The organism is Streptomyces odontotermitis (assembly GCF_050510915.1).
In the GTDB taxonomy this organism is placed as follows: domain Bacteria; phylum Actinomycetota; class Actinomycetes; order Streptomycetales; family Streptomycetaceae; genus Streptomyces.
Map to the genome: position 1 here is coordinate 286,760 of NZ_JBNJLS010000009.1, position 16,595 is coordinate 303,354.

The following is a 16,595-nucleotide window of genomic DNA, read 5'->3' on the forward strand; positions in this document are numbered from 1 at the left end:
AGGTACTCACTTCTGGACGTGGAACGGGCCCGTGCCGGGCGGGAGTTCGGCCGCCGCGCCCCGTGCGGGCCGGTCGATGCCGAGGTTTCCGCGCAGGGTGGTGCTCTCGTACTCGGTGCGGAACAGGCCGCGGCGCTGCAGTTCGGGCACCACGAGGTCGACGAAGTCGTCCAGGCCCTCGGGGAGCACGGGCGGCATGACGTTGAAGCCGTCGGCGCCCTCGCCGGTGAACCACTCCTCCATGAGGTCGGCGACGTCCTCGGGGGTGCCGATGACGATGCGGTGGCCGCGGCCGCCGGTCAGCGACTGGTACAGCTCCCTGATCGTCAGGCCCTCGCGGCGCGCCTTGTCGTAGACGAGCTGCTGGCGGCTGGTGCTGCCCTGGGTGGGCGGCAGTTCGGGCAGCGGCTCGTCCAGGGGAAAGCCGGAGATGTCGATGTCGCCGAGGAGCTGCGTGAGCAGGCCCAACCCGACGACGGGGTCGACCAGTTCCTGCAGTGCGGCGTACTTGTCCTCGGCCTCGGCGCGCGTGCGGCCGATCACGGGGAAGAGGCCGGGCATCACCTTCAGCTGGTCGGCGTCGCGCCCGTAGGCGGCGGCCTGCTGCTTGATGCCGCGGTAGAACTTCTGTGCCTCGTCCAGGTTCTGGGCGGCGGTGAAGATCACCTCGGCCCAGCGGGCGGCGAAGTCCTGGCCGTCCGCGGAGGCGCCGGCCTGGATGAGCACGGGGTAACCCTGCGGCGAGCGGGCCACGTTGAGGGGGCCGCGCACCGAGAAGTGCTCGCCCTTGTGGTCGAGCACGTGCAGCTTGTCGGGGTCGAAGTAGCGCCCCGACTCCTTGTCGTAACCGAACGCGTCGTCGTCCCAGCTGTCCCAGAGGCCGGTGACGACCTCCATGAACTCCCTGGCCCGGTGGTAGCGCGAGCCATGGTCGGGCTGGGAGTCGCGGTTGAAGTTCTTCGCCTCGGCGTCCGTCACCGAGGTGACGATGTTCCAGGCGGCCCGGCCCGCGCTGAGGTGGTCGATCGAGGCGAACTTCCGCGCGATGTGGAACGGTTCGTTGTACGTCGTCGACGCGGTCGCCGCGAGGCCGATGTGCGTGGTGTGCACGGCGAGGGCGGACAGCAGCGTCAGCGGGTCGAACTGGAGGAAGCGGCCCCAGCGGCTCAGGTCGTCGGCGTTGCGGTACGGGGTGCGGATGCCCACCCCGTCGGCGACGAAGAACATGTCGAACTTGCCGCGCTCGGCGGTGTGCAGGAGCTCGCGGTAGTGGGCGAAGTCATGGCCGCCGTCCGCGGGGGCCGTGGGGTGCCGCCAGGAGGCCACGTGATAGCCGGGGGAAAGGAGAAAGGCTCCCAGACGGAGCGTACGGCGTGTCACGCCCATGGCAGGTCTCCGGTGTCCTTGCAGGTGAGGGGCTTTGGATCGAGTCGGACACTAGATCAGCCGCGGAGTGCGGACACGGTTCTGCGTGCACTGTGGCTTAACCGCGGAAAGCTCCTTCTGCTCCTTTTGACGACCGCGGCGCAACGGTCCGGTGGCAGGGTCGCGACGGCGCGGCCCCGCACCTTCGGGAAGCGGTGCGGGGCCGGGTGACGACGCGGACGGAGGGCACCCTCGTGGTGGGGGCGCTCAGGGGGACGCTAGCGGGGACGGCGCGTGCGGGAGACGCCGTGCGCGGGCTCGTAGTGGTGCTCGGGGCGGCCCGCACCCCCGTATTTCAGGGCGAGTTGGACGCTGCCGCGCTCCTGGAGGTGCTTGAGGTAGCGCTGAGCGGTGGAGCGGCTCACTCCGGTGAGGTCGGCGACCTCCTGCGCGGACAGCGCCTTGCCGGCTCCGAGCAGCACGTCGCGGATGCTCTCGGTGGTCGCCGCCGAGTAGCCCTTGGGCGGCGCCTCCGCGTGGACCGGCGTGTGGAGCGCGCCGAAGATCTCGTCCACCTCGCCCTGCCCCAGGGAGTCGAAGCGGTCGAGGCGGTTCCGCATCTGCGCGTACGACGTCAACTTGGCCCGCAGCGCCGCGAAACTGAACGGTTTGACCAGGTACTGCAGGACGCCGTTGCGCAGCGCCGAGCGGACGAGCTCCGCCCCGTGGGCCGCCGAGATCATGATGACGTCGGTCTCGTGGCCGAGGCGGCGGAGCCTGCGCACCAGCTCGATCCCGTCCTCGTCGGGGAGGTAGTGGTCGAGCAGCAGCAGATCGACGCTGCCGCGCTCGACGGCCCGCAGCGCCTCGGCGGCCGTGTGGGCCCGGCCCACGACACGGAATCCCGGAATCCGGGACACATAGGCGGAGTTGACCTCGGCGACGTAGAAGTCGTCGTCCACGACCAGCACGTCGATCACTGCGCTCACGGCGCGGCTCCCGCGGCCACGGGCAGGTTCCGGGGCAGCCGGACCGTGAACACGGCCCCGCCGCCCGGCCGTTCACCGAGCCGGACCGATCCGCCGTAGCGCCGCGCGACGCCGTCGACGAGCGTGAGGCCGACTCCCCGGCCACGGTGCGGCGGCGCCTTCTTCGTCGACCAGCCCTCGCGGAACACCGCCGTGCGCAGGGCGGCGGGCACACCGGGCCCGTTGTCGGCGACGCTCAGCACCGTGGCACCGGGCTCCGACCACATGCCGACCTCGGCGAAGGGCTTCGCGGCCGAGTGCGGGGCCGCCGTGCGTGAGGCCGCCGGGTGCGCGGCCGCCGCGTCGACCGCGTTGTCGATGAGGTTGCCGAGCACCGTCACCAGGTCGCGCGGGTCGACGGCGGGGCGGGACGGTGGTGGCGGCCTGTCGGCGATCCGGAGGGTGACGCCCCGCTCGGCGGCGGCCGCCCGCTTTCCGGCGAGAAGGGCGCGCAGGAGCGGCTCCGACGGTCTTTCCCGCGGCGGCTCGGGCTCCGGCGCGCGCTGCGGCGCGAGTTCACCGGAGAGCTCCGCCACGAACTGCCGTGCCCGCGCGTACATTTCCAGATCCAGCAGCCCTGCGAGGGTGTGCAGGTAATTCGCCAGTTCGTGGTCACGAGCCGGTGATGTCGCGGTCGCGGCGAGAATCCGTTGGTTCTTCAACTTCCCCCCATACATGGCCAGTACATGCGCAAGACCAAGATCTTGAGTTCCTTGCTCTTCCTACCTGGTCAGAATGAGCAGAACAATCTTTCCGAGGTAAAGCCAAGGTATGTCCGAAGACCGCCCTGACCTGGGCTCACGCACCTAGCCTTGATCCCGCACGCGCCTTGGTGCGTGCTTTTCAGGAGCCCTGGGAGGTGCTGGTGGAATCGGGAGCGGAACGGCGAGTTCTGGCCTTTGTGGACAGCGACTACGCGGACACCCCGTACGACAAGTGGGGCGCTGATACGGGCGTACGGCCGCACCTTTTGGTCTCCGAGGCCAAATTCCCGCAGTACCGGCACGTGCCGGACGCCGTCTCCGTCCCCGACTACCGCGAGGGCGGCGAGGCGGAGCGGACCGCCCTGGATCTCGCCACCCGCATGCCGCCCGACGCCGTGATCGCCCGCATGGAGAGCGACTTGCTGCGCGCCGCCCGGCTGCGGGAGCTCCTCGGTGTGCCGGGCCAGGACTTCGCCAGCACCCTCGCGTTCCGCGACAAGATCCACATGAAGACGCTGGCGCGGCAAAGCGGCCTGGAAGTACCGGAGTTCGCCCCGATACGCGTGGTCCTCGACCTGCTCGGCTTCATCGGCGAGCACGGCTACCCCGTGGTGGTGAAACCGGCCCTGGGCTCCGGTTCCACCGGCACCCGCGTCCTGCACGGCCCCGCGGACCTGACCCGCCTCCTCGCCGACGGCCTGCCCGAACACGCCGAGGTGGAGCGGTTCGTGGAGGGGCAGATGTACGTGGTGGACGGCCTGGTGGCGGCGGGCGCACCGGTCGCCACGTTCGTCTCGCGCTACCTCAACGACTGCCTGTCCTTCCACGACGGGATCTACCTGGGCTCGGCCCAGCTCACCCGCGACCACCCCCTGACGGCCCGCCTGATCACCTACGCGCTCAAGGTCCTCGACGCACTGCCCACCCCCGAGTGCACCACCTTCCACCTGGAGGTCTGGCACACGCCCGACGACCGCCTCGTGCTGTGCGAGGTCGGCAGCAGGACCGGCGGCGCACTGACCAACCCCACCGTCCGCGCCGCCACCGGTTTCGACCTCGACGAACAGTGGTTCCGCGCCCAGGTCGCCCCGGACTCCCTGACCGATGCCAGGATCCATGGCGTCGCGCCCGGACGGAGCGCGGGCTGGGTCGTCTTTTACCCGGAACGGGGCACGCTCGCGGCCCTGCCCGAGGATCCCCCGCCCTTCGTGGTGGAGGAACGCCTGCGGGCCACGGTGGGCGCGACCTACCAAGGCGGCGTCAAGTCGGCCCACTACTTGGCCGCTTACGTCCTGACGGGCACGGACGACCAGGAGGTCGAGCGGCACGCGGCGGAGCTCGCCCGGTGGTACGCGGCGGGGGTGCGGTGGACCGGACGCCCTGACGAGGACGACCTGGCAACCCCCGCCTGACAACGGACAACTGACAATAGATCAAGCTCGCGACAACAGATCGAGCTCGCCGCGGCGAGTGCGCAGAGCCAGGGAGCGGAAGCGGAATGCGCTACATCATCATCGGATCCGGAGCGGTCGGCGGTTCGATCGGGGGCCGGTTGCACGAAAGCGGCCTGCCCGTCGTCCTGGTCGCCCGCGGCGCGCACTTCGAGGCGCTGCGCGACAACGGGCTGCGCCTCACGGTCCCCACCGGCACGCTCACCCTGGACGTGCCGGTCGTGGTGGGTCCCGAGGACGTCGAGCTGCGCGCCGACGACGTCCTCGTCCTGGCCGTCAAGACCCAGGACAGCGTGGCCGCCCTGGACGCATGGGCCACGCGGCCGGTGGCGGGCGGCGGCACCGCGGGCGAACGCCTGCCTCTGGTCTGCGCCCAGAACGGCGTCGAGAACGAGCGCCTGGCGCTGCGCCGCTTCCGCGAGGTGTACGGCGTCTGCGTGATCCTGCCCAGCAGCCACCTGAACCCGGGCGAGGTCGTCGCGCCCTGCGGCCCGTACACCGGCGCCCTGGTCATCGGCCGCTACGGATCCGGCTCCGACGACACCGCCCGCCGCATCGCGGACGACCTGGAGAAGGCCAACTTCCTTGCCCCGGTGGCGAAGGACGTGATGCGCTGGAAGTACGGCAAGCTCCTCGGCAACCTCGCCAACGTGGTCGAGGCCGTGTGCGGCTCGGCCTCGGACGCCGCCGCGCAGGACCTGGTCGCCCGGGTGAAGGCCGAGGGCGCGGCGGTCCTCGACGCCGCGGGCATCGCCTACGCGAGCGGAGCCGAGCTCACCGAGCTGCGCAGCGGCACGGTCGATCCGCAGCCGATCCCCGGCGCACGCGCCCGCAGCTCGACCTGGCAGAGCCTGGCCCGCGGCGCGGGCTCGATCGAGACGGACTACCTCAACGGCGAGATGGTGCTGCTCGGCCGCGAACACGGCGTCCCCACCCCGGTGAACGCAACCCTGCAGCGCGCCGCCCGCCACAGCACCCGCCTGAACCGAAAGCCGGGCGAAGTGACGGCCGAGGAACTGCTCGAGACGGCCGCCGGGGGTGTCCTCGGCTGAGGGGCGAGCGGCTCAGCGAGCCTTCTCGGCCGAGAAGCTGACGGGCCTTCTCGGCCGAGGAGCTGACGGGCCTTCTCGACCGGCGGGCTAGCGACTCTTCTCCGCAGGCTCCAGAATCGCCACGCACTCCACGTGATGCGTCATCGGGAACAGATCGAACGCCCGCAGCGTCCGCACCCTGTACCCACCCTCGGCGAAGTACCCCAAGTCCCGCGCCAGCGCCGCCGGATCACACGCCACATAAGCGATCCTCCGCGCACCCAGCCCCGACAGATGCCGCACCGTCGCCTTGCCCGCGCCCGCGCGCGGCGGGTCCAGGACGATCAGGTCGACCTCCGTGATCCCGGTGCGCGGCAGGACCGCCTCGACCTTGCCCTGCTCGATGCGGACCCGGTCGAAGGCGGCGAGGTTGTGGCGGGCGTCCTCCACGGCGCGCTTGCCGGACTCGATGCCGAGGACCGCGCCCTTGTCGCCCACGCGGTCGGCGAGGGCACCCGCGAAGAGGCCGACGCCGCAGTAGAGGTCGAGGGCCGTCTCGCCCTTGCGGGGCGTGAGGCCCTGCATCACCGCGAGCATCAGCGTCTCGGCGGCCTTCGGGTGGACCTGCCAGAAGCCGCCGCTGCCGACGCGGTAGGTGCGGCCGTCGGCGCGCTCGCGGACGAAGGGACGGCCGTGGACGCGGTGGACTCCTCCGTCCTTCTCCCCCACCCTCATCACCGAGACGGGCTTGTCCAGTTCGACGATCGGAAGGCGCGCGCCCGGACGCGGGGTCAGGATCACCTGGCGGTCCTGGGAGCCGCTCGCCGCGATCGCCTCGACCGACTCCATGCCGGTCCAGTCGCGCTCTTCCACACCCAGCTCGGTCACTCCGGGCGCGGCGATCATGCAGTGCTCGATCGGCTCGACCTCGTGCGAGCGGTGGCGGCGCAGGCCCGCCTTGCCGGTCGACGCGTCGACCGCGTACTGCACGCGCGTGCGCCAGGCGGGGACCTCGCCCGCGGGGAGCTTGTCGCCCTCCGCCGGCATGACGGTGCCGTCCCAGCCCGCCTCCTCGGGCGTGAGGCCCGCGAGGCGCTGCAGCTGTTCGGCGATGACCTCGCCCTTCATGCGGCGCTGGGCGCCCGGCTTCGCGTGCTGCCAGTCGCAGCCGCCGCAGCGGCCGGGGCCGGCATACGGGCAGGGGGCCTCGACCCGGTCCTTGGCGGCGTCCAGGACGGTCACCGCGTCGGCGCGCAGGAAGCGCGCGCCCTCCTCGCCCTCGGTCACCCGGGCCACGACCCGCTCGCCGGGCAGGGTGTGCCGTACGAAGAGGACCTGTCCCTCGGACGTACGGGCGATGCAGTGGCCGCCGTGCGCGACGGGGCCGACCTCGACCTCGTACTCCGCCCCGACCAGCGACTTCTTCTCCCCCGCCGACGACTCGGCCGACGACTCGGCCCGCGACCCCGCCTGCGACTTCTTCGGTTCTGCCTGCATGGCGGGGTGACTCCACTACGTGAGAGGGGGCGGTCGGACAACGACCGACCAGTCTACGCGGGCTTGCTCGGCTCCTTCGCCCGCTGCTTCTCCACCGGCCCGCGTCGCACCGAGCCCGGAGCGTTCCACTCCGACCTCTTGCGGGCCCGCTTCTTCGCCGCCTCGGACGACTCCAGCTGATAGGGGACGGAGGTCACCATGACGCCGGGGGTGAAGAGCAGGCGGCCCTTGAGGCGCAGCGCGCTCTGGTTGTGCAGCAGGTGCTCGTACCAGTGGCCGACCACGTACTCCGGGATGATCACGGACACCGCGTCGCGCGGGGACTCCTTGCGGAGCCCCTTCACGTACTCGATGATCGGGCGCGTGATCTCGCGGTACGGCGAGTCGAGGATCTTCAGCGGCACGTCGATGTGCCGCCGGTTCCACTCCTCCTTGAGCGCCTTCGTCTCGGCCGGGTCGACGTTGATGCTGACGGCCTCCAGCGTGTGGGAGCGCATCAGCTTCGCGTAGGCCAGGGCACGGAGCGTCGGGCGGTGGATCTTGGATACGAGGACGATGGAGTGGACCCGCGAGGGGCGCACGCTGTCGTCGGAGGGGCCCTCGGGGGCGGCGATCTCCTCGGCCACGCGGTCGTAGTGGCGGCGGATCGCGCTCATCGTCGCGTAGAAGATCACCATGCCGAGCAGCGCGACCCAGGCGCCGTGGGTGAACTTCGTGACGAGGACGACGACCAGGACGAGGCCGGTGAAGAAGGCGCCGAAGGTGTTGATCGCGCGGGAGCGGATCATGTGGCGGCGCTTGTCGGGGCTCGTCTCGGTGCGCAGGTGCCGGTTCCAGTGCCGGACCATGCCGGTCTGGCTGAGCGTGAACGAGACGAACACGCCCACGATGTAGAGCTGGATCAGACGGGTCGAGTCGGCGCCGTAGATGACGACGAGCAGGGCCGCCGCGCCCGCGAGCAGCACGATGCCGTTGGAGAAGGCGAGCCGGTCGCCGCGGGTATGCAGCTGGCGCGGCAGGTAGCGGTCCTGCGCCAGGATCGAGCCGAGCAGCGGGAAGCCGTTGTACGCCGTGTTGGCCGCGAGGAAGAGGACCAGCGCGGTGGCGGCGGCGAGGATGATGAACAGGAAGCTGCCGTTGCCGAAGACGGCCTCGGCGACCTGTGAGATCACCGGGTTCTGCACGTAGTCCGAGCCGACCGGCGAGCCGTTGTGGACCAGGTCGTGGGCCGGGTTCTCGGCCATGCGGACCTTGGTGACCATGGCGAGCGCGATGATGCCGCAGAACATGGTGACGGCGAGGCCGCCCATGAGCGCGAGGGTCGTCGCGGCGTTCTTCGACTTGGGCTTGCGGAAGGCCGGGACGCCGTTGGAGATGGCCTCGACGCCGGTGAGCGCGGCACAGCCGGAGGAGAAGGCGCGCAGCAGGAGGAAGACGAGGGCGAAGCCCGCGAGGCCCTGGTGCTCCGGCTTGATCTCGTAGTCCGCGGTGGGGGCCCTCATGGTGTCGTCGAGGACGAGGCCGCGGAAGGCACCCCAGGCGATCATGATGAAGACGCCCGCCACGAAGACGTACGTGGGGATGGCGAAGAGCTTCCCGGACTCCTTGACGCCGCGCAGGTTCATCAGCGTCAGGAGCACGATGACGGCGACCGCGCAGAGCACCTTGTGCTCGACCACGAAGGGGACCGCGGAGCCCAGGTTCTCGATGCCCGAGGAGATCGAGACGGCGACGGTGAGGACGTAGTCGACCAGCAGGGCGCTGGCGACGGTGAGCCCGGCCCGGGGACCGAGGTTGGTGGTGGCGACCTCGTAGTCGCCACCACCGCTCGGATACGCGTGCACGTTCTGCCGGTACGACGCGACGACGGTGAACATCAGCACCACGACCGCGACGGCGATCCAGGGGCTGAAGTGGTACGCCGACACACCCGCGATGGACAGGACGAGGAGGACCTCGCCCGGCGCGTACGCCACGGAGGACAGCGGGTCGGACGCGAACACGGGAAGCGCGATGCGCTTGGGCAGAAGCGTTTCGCCGAGCCGGTCGCTGCGCAGGGCGCGCCCGATGAGGATCCGTTTGGGCACGTCGGTCAGTTTGGACACGCAGAGGATCGTAAGCGTTCCCTCCGGGCGCCGCCCACCCCGCTCCCCCAACTGCTCGATTCAGCGGTGGTCCGGGGCGCCGTATCCGGAGAGCGGACGCTCCTCGGCGGCGACCGGAGTCGCGAACTGCCTGGTCAGACGCTCACTGGCGCGCCGCACCGCGCGCGAGGGCCACCAGGTCCGCTCGCCGAGCAGCAACAGCGCCGCGGGCAGGATCATGACGCGGATCACGAACGCGTCGAGCAGCACGGCCGCGGCGAGCACGAAGCCCATCTGCTTCATCTCCAGGATGTGCAGCATCACGAAGCTCGCGAAGACGGTGACCATGACGAGCGCCGCGCTGGTCACGACCTTCGCGGACGAGGCGATGCCGTCCAGGACCGCCTGCCGCGTCGGTACCCCGTTCAGCGCCGCCTCCCGGATCCGGCTGACCACGAAGACCTGGTAGTCCATCGAGAGCCCGAAGAGGATCACGAAGAGGAAGAGCGGCACCCGCGAGGAGATCCCGCCGAGCGACACGAAGGAGAGCAGCCCCTCGGCCCAGCTCCCCTGGAAGACCAGGACGAGCAGCCCGAGCGCGGAGGCGGCGGAGAGCAGGTTGAGCACGGCGCCGAGCAGCCCGAGCACCACGGAGCGGAACGTGTGGACCGTCATCACGAAGGTCACCAGGAGCAGCAGCCCGAGGACGAGCGGCATCTTCTCGTTCTGGTGGGCGACGTAGTCGATGCCGCGCGGGACGTCGCCGGTGACGGCGGTCTCGGCGCCGGCCACCGCGCCGACCGTGACCGGCACATAGTCCTCGCGGATGCGGTCGAGCGACTCGGTGGCCTTCTTCGAGTACGTCACGTGCGGCGCGAACACCTCGAGGGTGGTGACGCGGCGGTCGTCGGACCTGCGGATCCGCGGCTCGCCCGCATGGTGCGCGAAGAGCGGGTCGGCCTGGGTCTTGCGGTCGAGCTCGCGCAGCTGGCGGTCGACCACGGCCGACTTCGAGGCGTCGGCGCGCACCACGATCTGGTGCCGGATGCGCAGGTCGGGGAAGTCGGCGAGGAGCTTGTCGTACTCCTTCATCGCCGGGATCTCGCGCGAGAAGCTGTCCCGCGACGGGTCCTTGAGGTGCAGGTCGAGGGCGGGCAGGGCGAGCCCGACCATGGCCAGGACGGAGACCAGGAGCGTGGCCGCGGGGTGCTTGCGGGCCGGGGCGAGGAGCGCCGTCCACACCTTGCCGTTCCGCATCTCCCCCTTCTTCGCGTACGGCTTCGGGGGCTTGCCCTTGGCGGCGCGGCGGGCCGACCGGCGCTCCGCGCTCCGTCCGAGCCGGACGAGGAGCGCGGGCAGCACGGTCACGGAGCTGACCACGGCGACGGCCACGACGAGGATGGTGCCGGTGGCGAGCGAGGAGAAGATCACGTCGTCGGCGAGGTAGAGCGTCGCGGTGGACACGGCCACGGCGAGGCCCGACATCACGATGGCCCGGCCCGCCGTCGCGGCGGCGGCCTCCACCAGCGCCTCGGAGCTCAGCCGCCCGCCCGCGCGGGCCCGCTCCTCACGCTCGCGCTTGAGGTAGAAGAGCGTGTAGTCGACGCCGACGGCCATGCCGATCAGCAGGATCATGCTCATCCCGACGCCGGTGTCCGGCACCAGGTGCGAGGCGACCATCGACAGCCCCATGGCCGCCATGATCGAGGTGATCGCGAGCAGCAGCGGCACGCCCACCATGACCACGGAGCCGAAGACCAGGGCCAGCGTGATCAGCGTGATGGGCAGGGTGATCTTCTCGGAGAACGCGAGGTCGTCGTCGCGCTGGTCCTCGACGCCCTTGCTCACCGAGGCGTTCCCGGCCTCCTCCACGACCAGGTCCGGGTGGGCCCGCTGCACCTTCTCGGTCACGTCGAGCAGCGCGGGGACCTTCATCCGGTCGTCCTGCTCCTCGCCCGTGAGGGCCACCTGCACCCGCAGCGCCTTGCCATTGGCGGAGCGCACCGGGGCCTCCACCCCGGCGACCTCGGGCAGCTTCTTCATCCGGGCGGTGACGTCCCGCGCCACCTCCCGGGCCGCCGTCTGGTCCAGCGGCCCCGACCTGGCTCGGATCACCACCTGGTCCGTGGACCTGGTCTGCAGGCCGCCCTCCGTCGCCATGGCCTCGGCGCGCCCCGCCTCGCCGACACCGAAGTCCGCCGACGTCGCGGAGTTCGTCCCCAGTGCCATCCCGCCCGCCAGGCACAGCACCACGAACACCAGCCACCCGACGATCGCGCGCCCCGGGTGCAGCGCGCTCCACCGCGCCACGCGCACCGTGGCCGACCGCTTCCTCGTCACCGCTCTCACAGCCCCGCCCCTCATTCGTTCCCGCGTTTCATGTGTCAGTTCGGACTTACATGTAAGTGGAGGCTGACAGGTGAAGGTTCGGACCGTCAACCCTGAGATCTTTCGGGGGCGTCGGGGCCGGACGTCAGGGCTGACGTGGATTGACAGCGAAACCCGCCATGCGTAAGCCTTGGCTGACAGGTTCCGGAGAAGCGCGAGGGCGAGCGGTGGGCGAGGCGGACGAGACCATGGACAGCACCGAGCTGCTGGCCTTTCTCGCCGCCGTGGGCCATGAGCAGCGCATCCGGATCATCAACGAACTCGCGGACGGCCAGCTCTACGTCAGCGAGCTGGCGCGCCGGCTCGGCGTGTCCCGGCCGCTGCTCTACATGCACCTGGAGCGCCTGGAGAAGGCCGGTCTGGTGACCGGGAACCTGGCGCTCTCCGAGGACGGCAAGGCCCTCAAATACTTCGAACTGGCACCGTTCGACGTGCAGTTGAACGTGGCTGCGATCACCGCGGCCGTCCGCCAGGATCCAGCGGGCACGCCCGGACAGCACTCAGACAAGGGGACGCCCTGATGGACGACGTGATCATCCCGGTCGCTTTCTTCCTCATACTCGCCGGCGCCGTCGTGGCCGTCGCGTACTTCCAGTCGCTGCGCAATCGCGAGCGGGACCGGCAGTGGGCCGACGCCATGGAGCAGTACCGCGTGGTGGTGGAGCGCGCCCGGACGGAGCAGGAGGCGACCAAGCTCCAGCTCGTGGAGATGAGCCACCAGGTCAAGGCCCTGGAGAAGCTCCTGCTCAGCGTGGACTGAGGGGACCGAGCAACGCGCCAAGCGGCACGGACACCGTCCCGGCGTCGCCGAGCGGGGTCGGCCGCCTCCGGTGCGCAACCGGAGCTGCACGGGGGTGCCGTCGGCGGACCGCGCGTGTGTAGCTTGGGGCTCGGTCTGAGACGCTTTTACCGTTCAGCCTGAGCACAAAGTATTGACACAGCCGGAAGGACGGTCGTGCACATCGTCATCATGGGCTGCGGAAGAGTGGGTTCCGCTCTTGCCCAGACCCTGGAACAACAGGGGCACACGGTCGCCGTGGTCGACCAGGACCCCACCGCCTTCCGCCGCCTGGGCTCCGGCTTCGGCGGACGCCGGGTCACCGGCGTCGGATTCGACCAGGACACGCTGCGCGAGGCCGGCATCGAAGAGGCCGGGGCCTTCGCCGCCGTCTCCAGCGGCGACAACTCCAACATCATCGCCGCCCGCGTGGCCCGCGAGATGTTCGGCATCGAGAACGTGGCGGCGCGCATCTACGACCCCCGCCGCGCCGAGGTCTACCAGCGCCTGGGCATCCCCACGGTCGCCACGGTCCGCTGGACCGCCGACCAGATGCTGCGCCGCCTCCTCCCGTCCGGCGCCGAGCCGCTGTGGCGCGACCCCACCGGCGGCGTCCAGCTCGCCGAGGTGCACACCGCGCCGTCCTGGATCGGCCACAAGATCAGCCAGCTGCAGGAGGACACCGGCGTGCGCGTCGCCTTCCTGACCCGGCTCGGCGAGGCGATCCTGCCGACGTCGCAGACGGTGCTGCAGGAGGGCGACCTGGTGCACGTGATGATGCGCACCGACGAGGTCAGCAAGGTCGAAGCGGCGTTCGCCGAGGGCCCCGAGGAAGGCGGTCACTGATGAGGGTCGCCATTGCCGGAGCCGGTGCGGTGGGCCGTTCCATCGCCGGTGAGCTCCTGGAGAACGGGCACGAGATCCTGCTCATCGACAAGGCGCCGACCGCCATCTCGGTCGAGCGCGTCCCGCAGGCCGAGTGGCTGCTCGCCGACGCCTGCGAGATCACGTCGCTGGACGAGGCGGCGCTGCAGCGCTGCAACGTGGTCATCGCGGCCACCGGTGACGACAAGGTCAACCTCGTCGTCTCCCTGCTCGCGAAGACCGAGTACGGGGTCCCGCGGGTCGTCGCCCGCGTCAACAACCCCAAGAACGAATGGCTGTTCAACGAGTCGTGGGGCGTGGACGTCGCCGTCTCGACCCCGCGCCTGATGTCGGCCCTGGTTGAGGAGGCGGTGAGCGTCGGCGACCTGGTGCGCCTGCTCCGCTTCAGTCACGGCGACGCCAACCTCGTCGAGCTCACGCTCCCGCCCGAGTCCGCCCTCGCGGGCACCCAGGTCGGGGACGTCGAGTGGCCCGAGGACACCTCGCTGGTCACCATCATCCGCGGCACCCGCGTCCTCGCCCCCACCCGCGAGGACTCGCTGGAGGCGGGCGACGAGCTCCTGTTCGTGGCCGCACAGGCCCGCGAGGAGCAGCTGGAGGACCTGCTGTCGGTGCGGCGCGAGGCGTAGGTGTAGCCGCAGTTACGTGAGTGGGGGCGCCCGGATGGTTCCGGACGCCCCCACTCTTCGTACGGTCGAAGAGGCTCAGGTCTCACGGCGGTGCCGCGCACCCTGACCGTCCCCCGCGGCAGCGGTGGCGGCCTTCCGCTCCTCCTCCGCCTTCTCGGCGGCCTCCATCTCGGCGAAGACGTCGATCGGCGCGGGCGCCTTCGCCAGGAAGACCCAGGTCAGCCAGACGGCGAGCAGGAACGGCGGGATTTTCAGGGCGATGAGGACCCAGCCGAACTTGGTGGTGTCGGCCCACCAGTACATCGGGAAGAGGATCGCGCACTTCGCGAGCAGGATCAGGCCCCAGGCCCAACTCGCCTTCGCGTACGCCTTCTTGCGGCCGGGGTTGCGGGTGCGCCAGGAGAGGTTCTCCTTGAAGACCGGGCCGAGGATCAGGCCGATCAGGGGCACGCCCGCGAGCGTCGTGATGATGTACGCCAGGGCCAGGCCGAGCGTGTACAGCATGCCCGGCAGGTAGAAGTCCTTGGCGTTGCCGGTCATCATCGCGAAGACCACGCCGAAGGCGACGCCGAAGACACCGCTGAAGGCGTGCTTCACGGTGTCCTTCATGACCAGGCGGACCACGACGAGCACCAGGGACACCGCGAGGGCCGCGATGGCCGACATGTGCAGGTCCTTGTTGACCGTGAAGATCGTGACGAAGAGCAGGCCGGGAACGACCGTCTCCACCATGCCCCGCACGCCGCCGAAGGCTTCGAAGAGCGCGGCCTCGGTGACGGTTCTGGAGTCCGCCCCCGAAGGCGCGCCGTCCTGGTCCGTGCTCCCGTGGTCCGTCGGCTGCTTGTCGAGGGACGTCACCGGCTACTCCCGTCCGAGCGGTCTGAGTTCGTACTTCGGGTTGAAGAGCACCCGGCGGCCCCGGCTCATCGAGACCCTGCCGGACGCGATCAGCTTGCGCCCCGGTTCGATGCCCACGATGGAACGCCTGCCGAGCCACACCACGTCCAGTGCGGCGGAGCCGTCGAAGAGCTCCGCCTCAAGGGCCGGGACCCCGGCGCGTGGCCGCAGAGTGACCGTGCGCAAGGTACCAGTAACCGTCACTATCTGGCGGTCGTGGCAGTCGCCGATGCGCGTACAGCCCGCCGTCTCCGCGTCCTCGCGCAGCTCCTCCGACTCCAGGTCCTCCTGGGAGGACGAGAGCCGGTCGAGCATGCGCCGGAAGCGGCCTGCCGGCTTCGCGGAACCAGAAACAGCACTCATACAGAAAGCCTACCCGGGGGGCTCTGACGGCCACGTACCCGCCGGGTCCCCGCCCGAACCGGAACCCGGCATCACCGACCGAAACGGCCCGTACGGAGACTCAGCGCTCGAAGCGGTACCCCATCCCCGGCTCCGTGATGAAGTGCCGAGGATGCGCCGGATCCGTCTCCAGCTTGCGGCGCAGCTGGGCCATGTACACCCGCAGGTAGTTCGTCTCCGTGCCGTACGAGGGGCCCCAGACCTCCTGGAGCAGCTGCTTCTGGCTGACCAGGCGGCCGGTGTTGCGGACCAGGACCTCCAGGAGGTGCCACTCCGTGGGGGTCAGGCGGACGTCGCGGCCGCCGCGGTTGACCTTCTTGGCGGCCAGGTCGACGGTGAAGTCGTCGGTGTCGACGATCACGTCGTCCTCGCCCGCGCCGACGGGCTCGGCCCGGCGGACGGAGGCGCGCAGCCGGGCCAGGAGCTCGTCCATGCCGAAGGGCTTGGTCACGTAGTCGTCGGCGCCCGCGTCCAGGGCCTCGACCTTCTCGTCCGAGCTGTGCCGGGCCGAGAGCACCAGGATCGGCACCCGTGTCCAGCCCCGCAGACCCCGGATGACCTCGACGCCGTCCATGTCGGGCAGGCCGAGGTCGAGCACGATCACGTCGGGGTGGCGGGCGGCGGCGAGCTGGAGCGCGGTCGCGCCGTCGGGTGCCGCGTCCACCTCGTACTTGCGCGCCTTCAGGTTGATCACGAGGGCGCGTACGATCTGCGGCTCGTCGTCGACCACGAGCACCCGGGTCATGCGGACCTGCCTTTCCGTCTTGTCGGTGTTGCTGGGGAGGGGGACGTGGGGGGCTGTGGGGGGTCGGGGGGTCATGTGGCGGCTCCGGCCGCGCTCTCGGCGGGCCTGCGGTCGCCGCCCGGCACCGCGCGCAGGGTCAGCACCATGGTGAGCCCGCCGCCCGGGGTGTCCTCCGCGCTGATCGTGCCGCCCATGGCCTCGACGAAGCCGCGCGCGACCGCGAGCCCGAGGCCCACTCCGGAGCCGCGCGGGGCGTCGCCGTAGCGCTGGAAGGGTTCGAAGATACGGTCCTTCGCCTCGTCCGGCACGCCGGGCCCGCGGTCCACCACGCGCACCTCGACCCGGTCCCCGTGGGCGCTGGCCGAGACCAGGACCGGGGTGTCCTCGGGGCTGTACTTCACGGCGTTCTCGACGATGTTGGCGACGGCCCGCTCCAGGAGGCCCTTGTCGACGGCGACCATGGGCAGCGTCTCGGGCACGTCGAGCTCGGCGCTGCCGTCGGGCACCCCGCCGAGGGCCATCGGCACGACCTCGTCGAGGTCGATCTCGCGGATGAGCGGGGTGACCGTGCCGGTCTGGAGGCGGGACATGTCCAGGAGGTTGCCGACGAGGTGGTCGAGGCGGTCGGCGCCGGCCTCGATGCCTTCGAGGAGCTCCGCCTGGTCCTCCTCGGACCAGGCCACGTCGTCGGAGCGCAGCGAGGAGACCGCG

The 16,595-nt window shown here is 70.7% G+C and carries 16 protein-coding genes; 6 read left to right on the plus strand and 10 right to left on the minus strand.

The window, feature by feature from the left end; genetic code table 11:
• Positions 1-6: 6 nt before the first annotated feature.
• The 3 genes from ACQB60_RS25740 to ACQB60_RS25750 all read right to left on the minus strand — a co-directional run bounded on the left by ACQB60_RS25740 (position 7) and on the right by ACQB60_RS25750 (position 3,055).
• On the minus strand, positions 7-1,386 hold the full coding sequence (locus ACQB60_RS25740; RefSeq protein ID WP_496928488.1) for an LLM class flavin-dependent oxidoreductase: 1,380 nt from the start codon (positions 1,384-1,386) through the stop codon (positions 7-9).
• Positions 1,387-1,643: 257 nt separating this feature from the next.
• A complete protein-coding gene (locus tag ACQB60_RS25745; RefSeq protein WP_496928510.1) occupies positions 1,644-2,345 on the minus strand; it encodes a response regulator in 702 nt (233 codons plus the stop codon).
• A gap of 5 nt (positions 2,346-2,350) precedes the next feature.
• Positions 2,351-3,055, minus strand: coding sequence for a sensor histidine kinase (locus tag ACQB60_RS25750; protein ID WP_496928489.1), 705 nt, complete (start codon positions 3,053-3,055; stop codon positions 2,351-2,353).
• A gap of 197 nt (positions 3,056-3,252) precedes the next feature.
• On the opposite strand from ACQB60_RS25750, the gene ACQB60_RS25755 reads away from it, so the two are divergent.
• Positions 3,253-4,509 (plus strand): ATP-grasp domain-containing protein, encoded by a 1,257-nt coding sequence (locus tag ACQB60_RS25755; protein ID WP_496928490.1) that lies wholly within the window; start codon positions 3,253-3,255, stop codon positions 4,507-4,509.
• An 86-nt stretch (positions 4,510-4,595) separates the two neighbouring features.
• Entirely contained in the window at positions 4,596-5,600 is a 1,005-nt protein-coding gene (locus tag ACQB60_RS25760; RefSeq protein WP_496928491.1) for a ketopantoate reductase family protein, read from the plus strand.
• A gap of 87 nt (positions 5,601-5,687) precedes the next feature.
• On the opposite strand, the gene ACQB60_RS25765 is transcribed toward ACQB60_RS25760, so the two are convergent.
• From ACQB60_RS25765 to ACQB60_RS25775, 3 genes are read right to left on the minus strand one after another with little or no spacing between them, the layout of a single operon-like run.
• Positions 5,688-7,076, minus strand: a complete 1,389-nt coding sequence (locus ACQB60_RS25765) for a class I SAM-dependent RNA methyltransferase (protein ID WP_496928492.1) — start codon at positions 7,074-7,076, stop codon at positions 5,688-5,690.
• A 53-nt stretch (positions 7,077-7,129) separates the two neighbouring features.
• Positions 7,130-9,181 (minus strand): APC family permease, encoded by a 2,052-nt coding sequence (locus tag ACQB60_RS25770; RefSeq protein WP_496928493.1) that lies wholly within the window; start codon positions 9,179-9,181, stop codon positions 7,130-7,132.
• Positions 9,182-9,241: 60 nt separating this feature from the next.
• The gene (locus ACQB60_RS25775) at positions 9,242-11,524 is read right to left on the minus strand and encodes an MMPL family transporter (RefSeq protein WP_496928494.1); all 2,283 of its coding nucleotides are present in this window, start codon (positions 11,522-11,524) and stop codon (positions 9,242-9,244) included.
• A gap of 212 nt (positions 11,525-11,736) precedes the next feature.
• Between ACQB60_RS25775 and ACQB60_RS25780 the strand changes: the two genes are divergently transcribed.
• The 4 genes from ACQB60_RS25780 to ACQB60_RS25795 all read left to right on the plus strand — a co-directional run bounded on the left by ACQB60_RS25780 (position 11,737) and on the right by ACQB60_RS25795 (position 13,840).
• A complete protein-coding gene (locus ACQB60_RS25780) occupies positions 11,737-12,069 on the plus strand; it encodes an ArsR/SmtB family transcription factor (protein ID WP_384844727.1) in 333 nt (110 codons plus the stop codon).
• Positions 12,069-12,308, plus strand: a complete 240-nt coding sequence (locus tag ACQB60_RS25785) for a hypothetical protein (protein ID WP_384844690.1) — start codon at positions 12,069-12,071, stop codon at positions 12,306-12,308. Before ACQB60_RS25780 ends, ACQB60_RS25785 begins: the two co-directional genes overlap by 1 nt.
• 195 nt (positions 12,309-12,503) lie before the next feature.
• Positions 12,504-13,172: a potassium channel family protein gene (locus ACQB60_RS25790; protein ID WP_384844693.1), complete on the plus strand. Its 669-nt coding sequence runs from the start codon at positions 12,504-12,506 to the stop codon at positions 13,170-13,172.
• Positions 13,172-13,840: a potassium channel family protein gene (locus ACQB60_RS25795; RefSeq protein ID WP_384844696.1), complete on the plus strand. Its 669-nt coding sequence runs from the start codon at positions 13,172-13,174 to the stop codon at positions 13,838-13,840. Before ACQB60_RS25790 ends, ACQB60_RS25795 begins: the two co-directional genes overlap by 1 nt.
• Before the next feature lie 75 nt (positions 13,841-13,915).
• Here the strand turns inward: ACQB60_RS25795 and ACQB60_RS25800 are convergent, their stop codons facing one another.
• From ACQB60_RS25800 to ACQB60_RS25815, 4 genes are all read right to left on the minus strand, one after another.
• Positions 13,916-14,698 carry a DUF3159 domain-containing protein gene (locus tag ACQB60_RS25800; protein WP_496928495.1) on the minus strand — a complete coding sequence of 261 codons (783 nt, stop codon included), beginning with the start codon at positions 14,696-14,698 and terminating at the stop codon, positions 13,916-13,918.
• Positions 14,699-14,701: 3 nt separating this feature from the next.
• Positions 14,702-15,100 carry an OB-fold nucleic acid binding domain-containing protein gene (locus ACQB60_RS25805; protein ID WP_384851337.1) on the minus strand — a complete coding sequence of 133 codons (399 nt, stop codon included), beginning with the start codon at positions 15,098-15,100 and terminating at the stop codon, positions 14,702-14,704.
• 100 nt (positions 15,101-15,200) lie between these two features.
• Positions 15,201-15,884: a response regulator gene (locus tag ACQB60_RS25810; protein WP_496928511.1), complete on the minus strand. Its 684-nt coding sequence runs from the start codon at positions 15,882-15,884 to the stop codon at positions 15,201-15,203.
• 71 nt (positions 15,885-15,955) lie between these two features.
• On the minus strand, positions 15,956-16,595 hold a 640-nt coding region (locus ACQB60_RS25815), incomplete at its 5' end, for a sensor histidine kinase (protein ID WP_496928496.1).